Genomic DNA, 13,099 nt, shown 5'->3' on the forward strand with positions numbered 1-13,099 from the left:
ATTCGCCGCAGACCCCGCGGCATCGCCCGCACCGGGTGAAACCGCGATCTCGGAACACAGGCTGTTCGCGGGGGCTTACAGCGGCGTTATGTCGCAGAGGGACGAACGGAGGGGCGCGCTGTCACTGATCGGGTCGCCAGGTTGCTGGGGCAGCACGAGGTTGAGGTTGGCGCTGCCGGGGCCCTCGACCGGGTAGCCAGGGAGGTCGAGGTCAGCGCAGCCCTGCCACCAGCCGTGCTGGCCGCAGACCACCGACGGGTCGAGGCCGGCGTTGAACTTGGCGCGGGCCTGGACGCTCCCGGCGGGAGTCGAGATGCGAACCCAGTCGCCGGCTGCAATCCCACGCGCAGCGGCTGTGTCAGGGTGCAGCTCGACCTGCGGGTCCGGCATGGACTTGCGGAGGGCGGCGATGCCGCGGTGCTGAGACTCGCAGAACCACAGCGACTTCGCACACGTGAGGACGAGCGGGAACTCCGCCGCGAGGTCGGGGCGGGACCGCGGGCTGGTGGCCGGCTCGGAGTACGTCGGGAGCGGCGGAGCGCCCGCGGCCCCGAGCGTCTCGGAGTACAACTCGATCTTGCGGGTCGGCGTACGGAAGCCGGTGTCGCGATACTTTCTGTACGCCGTGGTGAGCGGGACGCGAACGCCTGCCGGGTTGTCCCGCAGCTGCTCCAGCGTGATACCGGCCGGCTCGAGCTGGTGACGGAACGCGGCCTCGATGTCCCCGCCGAAGAACTGGTCCCCGACGCCGAGGCGCTCGGCCAGCGCGAAGAGGATCTGCAGGTCGGACCGGGCTTCCCCGCGCGGCGCCGCCAACGGGGTGCGCAGCTGGACGAGCGACTGCGCGTCCTGGCTGGTCTCGAAGCCGATCCGCAGCGCCTCGGCCTCGAACGCGGCGGCCACCGGCAGGACGATGTCGGCGAGTTCGGCGGTCGGATTCATGAACAGGTCCGCGTGCGCCACGAAATCGACGGCGGCGAGTGCCTTCCGGCCGCGCGCGGTGTCGCCGTGGGCCATCACCAGGTTCGCACCGAACGTCAGCAGCGCCCGGACGCGACCGTCGAGCGCTGCCTCGTACAGGGCCGACCCGGTGACGAAGCCGAGCCGCGCAGGGCCGAGCGGACGTTCAGTGAACCCGAGAGCCTGCACCTGCTCGGCCGCCGCGGCCCTCGGCGCCACGGGGTTCGCTGGGACCGCCGAGAACAGCACGTTGCCACCTGGAGCGTCGAGGCAGCCGGTCAGGGTGTAGAGAACGTCGATCGCACGGACCGTCTGCGTGACGTTGTTGTGCTGCTCGAGTCCGCTCCACGTGTAGAAGGCGACCGGGCGGGATTCCCACAAGGTCCGCGCACACGCCTCGATCTCTTCCGCCGGCACTCCCGTCAGCTCCGCCGCCGCTTCCGGCGTCATGCGGGCGCACTCCTCGGCCAGTACGGCGAACACCGGGCGGCACACGACCTGCCCGGCAGCCGTCGGCACGACATGTGTTCCGGTGAGGTCCAACTGCGACTCGTCGACCTCGTACCGGCCTGCTGACGGGTCGTAACGGACCGGGCGACCAGCCCATGCGACGTACCCCGCCGGATCGCCGTCTGCCCGGAGCAACTCCCCGGTGTCGCTGCGGACAAGCAGTGGCGCGTTCGTCCAGCGTCGCACGAAGTCCTCGTCGTACCAGCCGCGCGTGATCATCACCTGCGTCATCGCCAGGGCCAAAGCGGCGTCGGTCCCGGGCCGGACCCGCAGCCAGTGATCCGCCTTGCTCGCCAGTCCGGCGCGCCGCGGGTCCACGACGACGAGCTTGGCTCCGAGGCGCAACGCGGCGGTCGTCGCCGTGGCGTGCGCCAACCGCGCCACCGACGGGTTGTAACCCCAGAACAGGATGCAGCCGGCGTTGTCGAGATCAGGCATGTACGCCGCGGGCACCGGCGCGCCGAACGTGAACAGCGGCGCACCCATCCGGCCCCACGCGCAGAGTTCCATGTAGACCGCGAGGTTCGGGCTGCCGACGGCGCGCCGCAGCCTGTCCACCCAGTCGATCGCGTCGGACATCGCCGACGTCGACGGGGACGCGCTCGCGAACACGACCGATTCCGGGCCGTACTCGCGCGCGGCGGCGGTCAGCCTCGCGGCGATCGTGTCCAGCGCCTCGTCCCAGCTGATCCGCTGCCAGCCAGGGTCCGCGGCGCCCTTCGGTGCGGTACGCCGGACCGGGTAGAGCAGCCGATCGGGATGGTTCAGCACGGCCGGCGCCGCCTTGCCCTTGATACAGACGGCCTGCCCGGTCGGGTGCGACGGATCGGGTTCCAGGGCGACGAACACGCCGTCGTCGATCACCGCGGTCGCGCCGCACTTGGACACACACAACGGGCAGTAGGTCGGAACCCGGCGTACAGCACCGCCCATGGCCGCCACCTCCCCTGACTCGGCCCTGACTCGGCCCTGACTCGGCCCTGATTCGGCCCGCTAGAACCGATGGTGGCACCTGTTAAGCTCGGTGTCGTGGAGATCGAGGTCGACAGAATCTAGCCACCGGACCGCCGGTGGCTTTCAGTTGCGTCCGACCCGTGCTGTCACGCGGTCCGCCTGAGCCACGTCCGGCCTGTCCGCTTCGCGCCGACCTGTTCCCCGGGTCCGGGCGTTCCGACGCGCGCGACCTCGATCCACGAAAGCACACGCCTATGTCTTCCAAGTCCGCAATCACGCTGCGCGAGCTGACCTTCGAGTGGCCGGACGGCGTTGTCGCCCTGTCCGGCGTCAGCGGCACCATCAATGCCGGCCGCACCGGTCTGATCGGGCGCAACGGCGCCGGCAAGTCGACCCTGCTGCGGTTGATCGCCGGCCTGCTGCGACCGGCGTCCGGGCAGATCGACGTGAGCGGCGAGGTCGGGTACCTGCCGCAGACGCTGACGCTGCGCCAGGACGCCACGATCGCCGAGCTGCTCGGGGTCGACGCGATCGTCGCCGCGATCCGCGCCATCGAGGCCGGTGACGCCGACGAGCGCCACTTCGACACGATCGGCGACGACTGGGACATCGAGGCCCGCGCCGGCGAGGCCCTCGACCAGCTCGGGTTCTCCGCCGCCGACCTCGACCGCCGCGTCGCCGAGGTGTCCGGCGGCGAGGCGATGCTGATCGCGATCACCGGGCTGCGTGTCCGCCGTACGCCGATCACGTTGCTCGACGAGCCGACCAACAACCTGGACCGGCCGACGCGCGCCAAACTCGCCGAGTTCGTCGACAAGTGGCCCGGGACGCTCGTTGTCGTCAGCCACGACCTCGAGCTCCTGGAGCACATGGAGAACACCACCGAGCTGTACGACGGCACGCTCAGCACGTACGGCGGTCCGTACAGCGCCTGGAAGGAGCACCAGGAGCAAGAACAAGCAGCCGCGCTCCAAGCGGCACGGTCTGCTCAGCAGGCGCTCAAGGTGGAGAAGCGGCAACGCGTCGAGGCAGAGACCAAACTGGCCCGCCGCGAACGCACCGCGAAGAAGACGCAGCAGCACGGCGGCATACCGAAGATCCTGGCGGGCAACCGCGCGAGCAAGGCCCAGGCGTCGGCCGGCGCGATGCGCTCGACGCTGGACGACAAGGTGCAGTCGGCCCAGGCAGCGGTCGACGCCGCGGACGCCAGGGTACGCCAGGAGGAGCACATCAACCTCGTGCTGCCCGATCCCGACGTACCGCGCGGACGGCGGATCGCCGAGCTGTACGACAACGACCGCACTGTCGTGATCCAGGGCCCCGAGCGGGTCGCGCTGGTCGGTGCGAACGGCAGCGGGAAGTCGACGCTGATCAGTCAGCTGGTCAACGGGACGGATGCGACGCCCGGACGACCGCACGGGAAGCTCCTGACCGATCTGGTCGGCTACCTCCCCCAGCGCCTCGACGGCCTCGATGACGACGCGAGCGCACTGGCGAACGTGCAGGCCCTCGCCCCGCAGACGCCGGTCGGCACGATTCGCAACCAGCTTGCGCGTCTGCTGCTCCGCGGCGACAGCCCGGACCGTCCGGTGCGCACGTTGTCGGGTGGGGAGCGCTTTCGCGTCTCACTCGCCAGACTGCTGCTCGCGGAGCCGCCGGCGCAGCTGCTCGTACTGGACGAGCCCACCAACAACTTGGACCTCACAAGCGTGGAGCAACTCGCGGAGGCTCTCGACGCGTACCGCGGTGCTCTGCTCGTCGTCAGCCACGATTTCGCGTTCCTGGAACGGATCGGCGTCGACACCGTCGTCGAGCTCGACGGCGACGGCCGGATGCACCAGCGGCGCGACCTCCGGCGCTGACCGGAAAGTCGCAGGTCAGAGGGTTGTCGCGCGGTCTTCAGGGGCGGTCCGGCGGGGGCTACGCTCGACACAGGGCGTAGCCCCCTGGGGGCACGTGGGTTGCGCCGGACCTTCGAGGGGAGAGCGGTGGCATGACCACGTTCACGGTGTGGAAGTTCGATGACCCGGACGGCGCCGACAAGGCCGTCCGGATACTGAAGGGGGCCAGTGCGGACGGGTTGGTGAAGATCCTCGACCATGCGGTGGTCAGTTGGCCGAAGGGCCAGTCGAAGCCGACGACGCACCAGAGTCACGAGGAGACCTGGCGAGGGACCGGGTGGGGCGCGTTCTGGGGCCTGCTGCTCGGCGCGCTGTTCTTCGTCCCGTTGATCGGCGGCGCCGTCGGAGCGGCGATCGGTGCGATCAGCAAGGCGACAGAGGACGTCGGCATCACGAAGGAACAGCTGCACAAGATCCACAGCGAAGTGACGGAAGGAACCTCGGCCCTGTTCGTCGTCACCGACCAAGGTGACCTCGATCGGCTGGGCGAGCGGTTCCACGGTATGGGGATCAAGCTGGTCGACACCAACCTCACCGAGGGCGAGCGCCAGATCTTGCTGGAGACCTTCGGAACGCACTGACCACAGCCTCTCTCAGGGAGTTCCTAACCACTTCTCAGCGTTCTTTCGGGGCCGCCGGCGGACCCTGTTCGTCCTACCTGTACCTGGCGAGTGCAGGAAGGACGTGCGTGGTGCATACGGGACTTGTCGAAGGAGTGCTGCGGGGACGAGAGCTGAGGTATGCGGTCGACGCGGTCGTACTGCTGGCCGGAATACCCGGCGCAGGGAAGAGCACGCTCCTGCGCCGGGTGTTCACCGGCAACGACGACGTGCGCGTGTACGACTCCGCGCACATCCGCGACCGGTGGATGCCTGTCCTAGGCGTCCTCCCCTACGCCTTGTGGCGTCCCCTGGTATATCTCGTGTACTACGTGGCGCTCTTGACGGCTATGCGCCCCGGACGCGGGCCGCTGGTGATCCACGACTGCGCGACGCGGCCGTGGGTGCGCCACCTGATCGGATGGCGCGCCCGTCAGGCCGGCTTGCCGCTGCACCTGATCCTGCTCGACGTACCGGGCGATATGGCCCGCTCTGGGCAGTGGGCCCGCGGTCGGGTCGTACGGTCGGCCAGCATGGAGACGCACTGCCGGCGCTGGCCGGACGTGGTTCGGAAGGCGGCAAGCGCCCCGGGCCGCGTCGTGCCTGGTGCACTGTCCGCAGTCGTTCTGACCAGACAGGAGGCCGAGGAGGTGGAGCAGATTACGTTCGGTGATCTGCGCCTACGGTCTGGTTGCAACTGACTTCAGGCGGGAACATGTGCACTGTCGCGGTGCTCACCCCTGACAGGCGCCGACGACATTCCAGGGACCCCGCCCACACGGTCCCGCGATGTCGCAGGAGGAACAGTGAGGATCGAACGTACGTCACGCGTGCGCCGTACCGTCCAGCTCCTGGCCGCCGTCAGCGCGGTCGCAGCATCCCTGTACGCCGTACCGGCGCAAGCCAAGGCTCCATCACCGGCCGCGCGGCTGGCGGCGGCGCAGTCCGCAGTCGAACGGTCCGGCGTCGGCGGCGTCGCCTGGTACACCGACGCGGCCGCCGGCAAGGTCGTGGTGACTGCAGACAGCACGGTCTCCGCCAAGGAGCTTGCGGCGCTGCAGCACGACGGTGTGCAGGTCAATCGCACCAGAGGTGTCTTCAAGCCGTTGCTCTCGGCCGGTGACGCGATCTACGGCGGGCAGTACCGCTGCTCGCTCGGCTTCAACGTGCAGAAGGGCAGCAGCTACTACTTCCTGACCGCCGGGCACTGCGGCAAGGTCGCGAAGGAGTGGTTCACCAACTCCAACCACAGCACCCTGATCGGCCCGACCATCGGCTACAGCTTCCCCGGCAACGACTACGCCCTGGTGCAGTACACCAACACGTCGCTGAGCCACCCGGGTGGCTTCACGGTCGGCGACGCGGTTGTCGGTGAGACCGTCACCCGCAAGGGCTCGACGACCGGCATCCACAGCGGCAGGGTCACCGCACTGAACGTCAGCGTCCGCTACCAGGGCGGGGGCAAGGTCGACGGCATGATCCAGACCACCGTCTGCGCCGAGCCGGGCGACTCCGGCGGCCCGCTGTACGACGGCACGAAGGCGCTGGGCATCACGTCCGGCGGCAGCGGCGACTGCCAGTCCGGAGGGACGACGTTCTTCCAGCCCGTCCGCGAAGCCGCGAACGCGTACGGCGTGACGATCTACTGATCGTCATTTCCTGAGGACGGACCGGCCGGTCGGCCGGTCCGTCCGGAAATTGTCGGTGCCGCCTGATTGAGTCGTTCCTCTCGATGGGGAGGAGCTGGGATGAAGATTCGAGTCGGGCGCGAGGTGCTGGCCGAGGCCGTCGGATGGGTTGCGCGCGGGCTGCCGAGCAGGCCGAGCGTTCCGATCCTGGCCGGGATGCTGGTCGAGGCAGCCGACGGTCAGGTGACGGTGTCCGGGTTCGACTACGAGAGCTCGGCGCAGGTCAGCGTGCCGGCCGAGGTGGCCGACGAGGGACGGGTGCTGGTCTCCGGGCGGTTGCTGTCGGACATCTGCAAGAGCATGCCGCGGGACTCGGTGGATCTGAGCGGCGAAGCGGCCCGGGTCCAGGTGAGCAGCGGGGCCGCCCGGTTCCTGCTGCACACCTTGCCGCTCGACGAGTATCCGCCGCTCCCGGAGATCCCGGCGGCGAGCGGCGTCGTCGACGCGGAGGTCTTCGCCCGAGCCGTCGCGCAGGTGGTGAGCGCGGCCGGCCGCGACGACACGCTGCCGGTCTTCACCGGGATCCGGCTGGAGATCCGCGAATCGACCATCTCGCTGCTGGCGACCGACCGCTACCGGCTGGCCGTCCGGACCGTCCCGTGGCAACCCGTCGATCCGGCCCTGGAGACGAATGCCCTGGTTCCCGCGAAGCTGCTCGCCGACGTCGCGAAGGCGATGTCCGGGCACGACATCACCCTCTCGCTCGGTTCGACCGGCGGCGGGGACGGGCTGATCGGGTTCGAGGGCGGCGGGCGGCATGCGACCAGCCGGCTGATCGACGGCGAGTTCCCGAAGGTGCGCGGCCTGATCCCAGCCGAGAGCGCGATCACCAGCACCGTCACGGTCCGGACCGCCGCGCTCGTCGAGGCCGTCAAAAGGGTCGCGCTGGTCGCCGAGCGGTCGGCGCCGGTCCGGATCACCTTCGCGGACGGCACGGCGACGCTCGACGCGGGCAACGGCGAGGAGGCACAGGCGTCCGAGTCCGTCGAGGTCACCCTCAACGGCGATCCGGTGGTGACCGGGTTCAACGCGGGCTACCTGCTCGACGGGCTGGCGTCCCTGGGCGCACCGATCGCACACTTCGCCTTCACCCAGCCCACCAAGCCGGCCAACCTGACAGGCCTCAGCGCTCCCGACGACACACCGCCGTCCGACGCCGCCTACATCCTGATGCCGATGCGCCTCCCGACCTGACGTCAAACCGCCGCCTTCGGCTCCGACCACACGGCAAAGGACCCGAGCGGAGGAGTAGCCGCGACGACAATCTCGAGGTGGACGGTGACACGGATCTCCTCGAGTACTACCGGGAGCGAGTCAGCTTTGGATGAGCACGTCATCGCGCGCTGGCTCGCGCGCCGGGACCCAATCGATCGGCCGGTCGATCGGGTCGTGCTGATGGGGTCGGCCGTGCTGGAGTCGGTTGAGGTTGCGGCCGAGGCGCACCGCGCGCACTCGGCGCCGATTCTCGTCAGCGGCGGGATCGGGCATTCGACACAGTTCCTCGACGAGGCCGTCCGGCGGCGCGGGCTCGGCCTGGCCACCGGCCGGCCCGAGTCGCACGTCTTCCGCGAACTCCTGCTGAGCTACGGCGTCCCGGACGACCAGATCGTCGTCGAGGACCGATCCGCGAACTGCGGCGAGAACGCGGCGTTCACCCGCGCGCTGATCAGCCGCCCGCAGACACTGCTGCTGATCCAGGATCCGACCATGCAGCGTCGTACGCACGCCTGCTTCGAGCGGTCCTTCGCCGACCTGCCTGGCAGCACGATGATCAGCCACGCGCCGGTCATCCCGTGGATCGGCCCGGATCACGTCGGCGCGGCGCCGGGCGCGCCTGAGGTCTGGAGCCGCGAGCGCTTCCGCTCCCTGCTGCTCGGCGAGATCCACCGGCTGTCGCCGGACGTCTACGGGCCTCGCGGCCGCAACTTCATCGACCACATCGACGTTCCGGACGAAGTACTTGCCACCTACAACCGTCTCGTCGCCGCACACCCCGCATCCGACCGTCATCCGTAGGTCGCAGGTCCAGATCGTGCTGAGGGCTGACGATCGAGGGACCCGCGTGCGGTGTAGTGAGGGGACCCGACAGAAGGAAGGCTGTGGAACCCTCACGGGGTCGGCTCCTCGTTCGTCACCTCCCGGGCGGTGCGCCTGTATCCGGCGTACTGGATCGCCGTCGCGCTCACCGCGGTCGCCTCGGTCGCCTTCAGTGACGATCTTCCTCTGGGCGTGGCTCGCCGCGACCGTCGCGTTCCAGGCCGGACTGTTGCCGCACGCAACCGACCTGGTGCTGAACACCCAGTTCTCGCCCTACTTCATCGCCGGTATGGCGCTGTGCCTGATCCACCGGTACGGCGCGACGCCGCAGACACTCGCCCTCGTCGCGGTCTCGCTCGGCGTGGCGATCTTCGCGGTCATGCTGGCGGTCGCGCTGAAGCTCACCCACCGGTTGGGACGGCCGTGGTTCGCGGTGCTCGGCGCGCTCACCTATCCGCTGTACCTGGTGAACGCGCACATCGGCTTCATCATCTTCGAGCGGCTCGGCGACCAGGTGAACCACGTCCTCCTGGTCGCCGCCACGATGGCGCTGATGACCGGCGTCGCGGCCGCCCTGCACTACGGCGTCGAACGGCCGCTCGCCCCGCGCCTCAAACGCCTCCTGGACCGAGGTCTCCCCGGTCGCCGCCCGGTTCACGCAGCGCCGAAGTAACCTGCCAGCACGCGCGCCAGGTTCTCCGAGGCGATGGTGTGGAACGTGCCGTCGTGGCCCTCGGCCGTGCCGTGCGGCAACGCGTCCGCGGTCTGCCGGACCGAATCCTTCAGCCAGTCAGGACTCGCGTTGCTGTAGAGCGCCAGCGCCGGGATGTCGATGGACGACAGCAGCGCGGTCGGCACCGCGCTGTCGCCCATCTGCAGCGCGTCGTACACGAGGGTGTGCGCGATCGCCTCCAGGCCGGCCCACATCGGCGTCTGCCGGATCTGGTCGACCATCTCCTTCGGCTGGCCGACGGCCTCAACCATGAACAGCTCGGCCGCGCCACCGGGATTCCCGGCCGCGACGAACTCCTGCAACCGCTCGAGGTACCGCTCCGGCGCCGGCGGTGCGCCCTCCACCCGGAACGGCGGCTCGACAACCGCCAGCTTCTCGAACGGCACCCGGGACCGCAGCAGCACCATCGACCCCGACGAGTACGCGCAGGCGAACCGCGCGCCGGTCGCGTCGCGCACCGCCGCGAGGTCCTCCCACTCGCGCTCGACCGCGTACGGCAGCGTGTCGCCGGAGTCACCGCGACCACGCCTGTCGTAGTTCACCACGCTGAACGCCGACGCCAGCGCCTCGGCGTCCTGGACGTACCTCGATCGGTCGGTGAACGCGCCGGCGACCAGCACGAGTGCGGGTCCGCTGCCGGTCACGTCGTACGCGATCTCGGTGCCGTCCTTCGAGACAACCTTCTCCATCACTGCTCCTTCGCCCGAAAAAACTCTCTGCCCTACCGTCGAACGGCGGGGTCCACCCGAGACATCGTGTGACCCACATCACAGTAGGCCGGGATCTTTCCGTGCGCGGCCGGCCTCACTACAGTTGGATTATGTATACAGACGACTGCACACCAGCCCGAGGTCGTTGATGCTGCTCCGCCAGCTCGAGTACCTCGTCGCCCTCGCCCGCGAGAAGCATTTCGCGCGCGCCGCGGACGCCTGTTACGTCTCCCAGCCGTCGTTGTCCGCGGCGATCCGCAAGCTCGAGCAGGAGCTCGACGTACCGATCGTGCGCCGCGGCCGGCGCTTCGAGGGCCTGACTCCCGAGGGCGAGCGGGTGCTGCTGTGGGCGCAGCGGATCCTCGCCGAGCAGGACGCGCTCCGGCACGAGCTGTCGATGATGCGCGGCGGCCTGAACGGCACCCTCCGGCTCGGCGCGATCCCGACCGCGATGCCGGTCGTCTCGCTGCTCACCACCCCGTTCTGCGAGCGGCACCCGAACACCCGCGTCACCCTCGAGTCGCTGTCGTCGCGCGACATCACCCAGAAGCTGGCCGACTTCGAGCTGGACGTCGCGATGACGTACCTCGATGACGACACGCTCGGCCAGGTGCGCAAGACACCGCTGTACGAGGAGCGGTACCTGCTGCTCACGCCGAAGGACACCGAACTCGCCGAACTGCCGTTCGCGACCTGGGCGCAGGTCGCCGGACTGCCGCTGTGCCTGCTCTCCCCCGACATGCGCAACCGCCGGATCATGAACGGGTACTTCACCGACGACGGCGTGACCGCGACACCGTCGATCGAGAGCGACACGGTCTCCGGTCTCTACAGCCACTTGCACGGCAACCACTGGTCGACGGTCATCTCGCACGCGTGGCTGCACATGTTCGGCGTACCGGACGGGATGCGCGTCGTGCCGCTGAAGCGGCCGGCGCACGGCCCGCGCATCGGCCTGGTGATCGCCGCCCGCAGCCCCGAGCCCGTCCTCGCCCGCGCACTGCTCGACGTCGCGCGCCAGGCCGGCGTACAGAAAGCCCTCGACGACCTGCTCGACGTACATCTGATGGATTCGGGCTATCTCGACATAGCAACCAAGTCTTTGACCGCCGGCCACTGACCCGGCGATGGTGGAAGTGCCTACCTGATCGTCGACAGTGGGCGACCGGCCGGCACCGGAGCGCATATGTACTCGACCCGCGTGTAAGCGGGATCACGGCGTACGTAACGGGGATCACGTGAGACGTGGGCACAACCGGTGACTACGGCTGGTTGAATGTATACAGAAGGCAGAATTCAGGAAGGGACAGCAATGATCTTCACGCGTAGGTTCGGTGCTCTGGCGGCGCGGCCGCAGTTCCCGGATGCCCCGGAGCTGCAGGAGTTGCACAAGCCGCTCGATCTCGACGCGGAGCTCGCCGAGTTGACGGCCGGCGAAGGCCGCGGCACGCACGACGGCGACCGCGAGTCGGCCGCCTGAATCCGGGGCAGAACACTCTGCCGCCGGAGCTATATGGCAGGTCATGGCACTTGGTAGACTGTCTACCAAGTGCCATGACTGTAGGACCGGAAGGGACCTCATGACGACGATCAGCGCAGGGCCAGGGGCGGGTTCGGAACCGGCCGGTGTGCGGCACGTCAAGCGCCCGCAGCCGTTGCGGGAATCGGTGTACGAGGCCCTCACCGAGATGATCATCGACGGTACGCTCGAGCGCGGCCGGCACCTGGTGGAGGTCGAGCTCGCCGGGATGCTCGGCGTCTCCCGCCAACCGGTGCGCGAGGCCCTGCAGCGGCTGAACAACGAAGGCTGGGTCGACCTGCGGCCCGGGTTCGGCGCGATGGTGCACGTGCCGGCCGAGGACGAGGTCGACCAGCTGCTCGCGGCCCGCGCCGCCCTGGAATCGGAGTCCGCACGCCTCGCCGCCCGGCACGCGTCCAAGGACGACGTCGCCCGGTTGCGCGAGCTCTGCAAGGTCGGCACCGCATACCAGGAAGCCGGCGACATCGACGGCACGGTCCGCACCAACGCGGAGCTCCACAGCCTGATCACCCAGATGTCCGGCAACCGCTTCCTCGTCGACTTCGCCGCCCAGGTCGACCGCCGCGTCCGCTGGTACTACACCCCCGTCGCCCCCGTCCGCGGCGCCGCGTCCTGGCGCGAACACAACCGCCTCGTCAAGGCCATCAGCGAAGGCGACGAGGACAAGGCCGCCCAGATCATGCGCGAACACACCGAACACACCCGCAAGGCCTACCACGACCTCCAGGCCTCCACACCCCCCGCAGAAACCCCCGACCCCGAACCCGCGCGCCGCCGACGCCGCACCAGCTGACAGGCACGGGTCCTGCGGCCCGGCCGAGCACAGGTGCCGCCGTACCAGCACTCGAGGGATATCCCCTCGAGTTGCGGGTTCTCCCCTGGCATACGAGCGGAGAACCTACAACAGGAGGGGATATCCCCTCGAGCAACTGTCAGGCGGTGCGGTTCTTGCGGCCCCGGCCGGTGACGGCTTTGCGGGCCTCCAGGGCGGCGGCCAGATGGGTGTACTGCTCGACGACCCGCCGGGCGTACAGGTTGCGGTCGAGGATGTGCGGCCACCACAGGCGGCCGATCTGTTCGTGCATCCAGAGGAAGCCGATCGCGAATCCCATGCTCACCAGCGCACGGAAGGCGAGGAACTTCCACGGTTCCGGCGGCAGGCCGGGCGAACCGGCGACCACCCATTCGGTGACCACCGCGTGCACCAGCAAGGCCAGCGGAAACGCGATCACCCAGTAGACCGCCGCCGGCGCGAACACCCCGGCGGGGACCTTCCCCAGCGCGACCAGGACGGCGTACCCCGTCCCGAACAGCATCAGCGGTACGCCGAGCCCGAGCCCGGTGAGCACCGCCCAGCCGGCGGGCTGGCCGACGAATGCGGCCAGCCCACCGGCGATCATCCCTGCCGCGGCACCGACCGAGACGGCCGGGACCGAGTACTCCGCCAACTGCTTCAGATCCGCCATG

General features: G+C 69.4%; 13 protein-coding genes. 10 read left to right on the forward strand and 3 right to left on the reverse strand.

Annotation, left to right across the window (positions count from 1 at the left end; translation table 11 throughout):
- Positions 1 to 75: 75 nt before the first annotated feature.
- A complete protein-coding gene (locus ABZX12_RS03950) occupies positions 76 to 2,403 on the reverse strand; it encodes a molybdopterin-dependent oxidoreductase (RefSeq protein WP_355689563.1) in 2,328 nt (775 codons plus the stop codon).
- 275 nt (positions 2,404 to 2,678) lie between these two features.
- On the opposite strand from ABZX12_RS03950, the gene ABZX12_RS03955 reads away from it, so the two are divergent.
- The 7 genes from ABZX12_RS03955 to ABZX12_RS03985 all read left to right on the forward strand — a co-directional run bounded on the left by ABZX12_RS03955 (position 2,679) and on the right by ABZX12_RS03985 (position 9,322).
- Positions 2,679 to 4,286, forward strand: coding sequence for an ABC-F family ATP-binding cassette domain-containing protein (locus ABZX12_RS03955; RefSeq protein WP_355689564.1), 1,608 nt, complete (start codon positions 2,679 to 2,681; stop codon positions 4,284 to 4,286).
- Positions 4,287 to 4,417: 131 nt separating this feature from the next.
- Positions 4,418 to 4,906, forward strand: a complete 489-nt coding sequence (locus tag ABZX12_RS03960; RefSeq protein ID WP_355689566.1) for a DUF1269 domain-containing protein — start codon at positions 4,418 to 4,420, stop codon at positions 4,904 to 4,906.
- 110 nt (positions 4,907 to 5,016) lie between these two features.
- Entirely contained in the window at positions 5,017 to 5,625 is a 609-nt protein-coding gene (locus ABZX12_RS03965) for an AAA family ATPase (RefSeq protein ID WP_355689568.1), read from the forward strand.
- A gap of 105 nt (positions 5,626 to 5,730) precedes the next feature.
- The gene (locus ABZX12_RS03970; RefSeq protein WP_355689570.1) at positions 5,731 to 6,573 is read left to right on the forward strand and encodes a S1 family peptidase; all 843 of its coding nucleotides are present in this window, start codon (positions 5,731 to 5,733) and stop codon (positions 6,571 to 6,573) included.
- Between the two features lie 99 nt (positions 6,574 to 6,672).
- On the forward strand, positions 6,673 to 7,806 hold the full coding sequence (gene dnaN, locus ABZX12_RS03975; RefSeq protein ID WP_355689571.1) for a DNA polymerase III subunit beta: 1,134 nt from the start codon (positions 6,673 to 6,675) through the stop codon (positions 7,804 to 7,806).
- 126 nt (positions 7,807 to 7,932) lie between these two features.
- Positions 7,933 to 8,628 (forward strand): YdcF family protein, encoded by a 696-nt coding sequence (locus tag ABZX12_RS03980; protein WP_355689573.1) that lies wholly within the window; start codon positions 7,933 to 7,935, stop codon positions 8,626 to 8,628.
- Positions 8,629 to 8,821: 193 nt separating this feature from the next.
- A complete protein-coding gene (locus tag ABZX12_RS03985; RefSeq protein WP_355689575.1) occupies positions 8,822 to 9,322 on the forward strand; it encodes a hypothetical protein in 501 nt (166 codons plus the stop codon).
- Here the strand turns inward: ABZX12_RS03985 and ABZX12_RS03990 are convergent.
- Positions 9,304 to 10,071 (reverse strand): alpha/beta hydrolase, encoded by a 768-nt coding sequence (locus ABZX12_RS03990; protein WP_355689576.1) that lies wholly within the window; start codon positions 10,069 to 10,071, stop codon positions 9,304 to 9,306. The two genes, ABZX12_RS03985 and ABZX12_RS03990, sit on opposite strands and share 19 nt — an antisense overlap.
- A 169-nt stretch (positions 10,072 to 10,240) precedes the next feature.
- Between ABZX12_RS03990 and ABZX12_RS03995 the strand changes: the two genes are divergently transcribed.
- The 3 genes from ABZX12_RS03995 to ABZX12_RS04005 all read left to right on the forward strand — a co-directional run bounded on the left by ABZX12_RS03995 (position 10,241) and on the right by ABZX12_RS04005 (position 12,425).
- Positions 10,241 to 11,212, forward strand: coding sequence for a LysR family transcriptional regulator (locus ABZX12_RS03995; protein WP_355689578.1), 972 nt, complete (start codon positions 10,241 to 10,243; stop codon positions 11,210 to 11,212).
- 192 nt (positions 11,213 to 11,404) lie between these two features.
- Complete coding sequence (locus tag ABZX12_RS04000) at positions 11,405 to 11,572, forward strand: hypothetical protein (protein ID WP_355689579.1); 168 nt, start codon at positions 11,405 to 11,407, stop codon at positions 11,570 to 11,572.
- A 100-nt stretch (positions 11,573 to 11,672) separates the two neighbouring features.
- Positions 11,673 to 12,425, forward strand: coding sequence for a GntR family transcriptional regulator (locus ABZX12_RS04005; RefSeq protein WP_355689580.1), 753 nt, complete (start codon positions 11,673 to 11,675; stop codon positions 12,423 to 12,425).
- Positions 12,426 to 12,564: 139 nt separating this feature from the next.
- Here the strand turns inward: ABZX12_RS04005 and ABZX12_RS04010 are convergent, their stop codons facing one another.
- Positions 12,565 to 13,098 carry a hypothetical protein gene (locus ABZX12_RS04010; RefSeq protein WP_355689582.1) on the reverse strand — a complete coding sequence of 178 codons (534 nt, stop codon included), beginning with the start codon at positions 13,096 to 13,098 and terminating at the stop codon, positions 12,565 to 12,567.
- Position 13,099: the final 1 nt, after the last annotated feature.

The organism is Kribbella sp. NPDC003505, from assembly GCF_040610875.1.
In the GTDB taxonomy this organism is placed as follows: Bacteria; Actinomycetota; Actinomycetes; order Propionibacteriales; family Kribbellaceae; genus Kribbella.

Excerpts from the sequence above, each read along its gene's own strand:
- ABZX12_RS03950 (WP_355689563.1), bottom strand. The coding sequence starts at position 2,403 with ATGGGCGGTGCTGTACGCCGGGTTCCGACCTACTGCCCGTTGTGTGTG.
- ABZX12_RS03955 (WP_355689564.1), top strand. The coding sequence starts at position 2,679 with ATGTCTTCCAAGTCCGCAATCACGCTGCGCGAGCTGACCTTCGAGTGG.
- ABZX12_RS03960 (WP_355689566.1), top strand. The coding sequence starts at position 4,418 with ATGACCACGTTCACGGTGTGGAAGTTCGATGACCCGGACGGCGCCGAC.
- dnaN (WP_355689571.1), top strand. The coding sequence starts at position 6,673 with ATGAAGATTCGAGTCGGGCGCGAGGTGCTGGCCGAGGCCGTCGGATGG.
- ABZX12_RS03990 (WP_355689576.1), bottom strand. The coding sequence starts at position 10,071 with ATGGAGAAGGTTGTCTCGAAGGACGGCACCGAGATCGCGTACGACGTG.
- ABZX12_RS03995 (WP_355689578.1), top strand. The coding sequence starts at position 10,241 with ATGCTGCTCCGCCAGCTCGAGTACCTCGTCGCCCTCGCCCGCGAGAAG.
- ABZX12_RS04000 (WP_355689579.1), top strand. The coding sequence starts at position 11,405 with ATGATCTTCACGCGTAGGTTCGGTGCTCTGGCGGCGCGGCCGCAGTTC.
- ABZX12_RS04005 (WP_355689580.1), top strand. The coding sequence starts at position 11,673 with ATGACGACGATCAGCGCAGGGCCAGGGGCGGGTTCGGAACCGGCCGGT.
- ABZX12_RS04010 (WP_355689582.1), bottom strand. The coding sequence starts at position 13,098 with ATGGCGGATCTGAAGCAGTTGGCGGAGTACTCGGTCCCGGCCGTCTCG.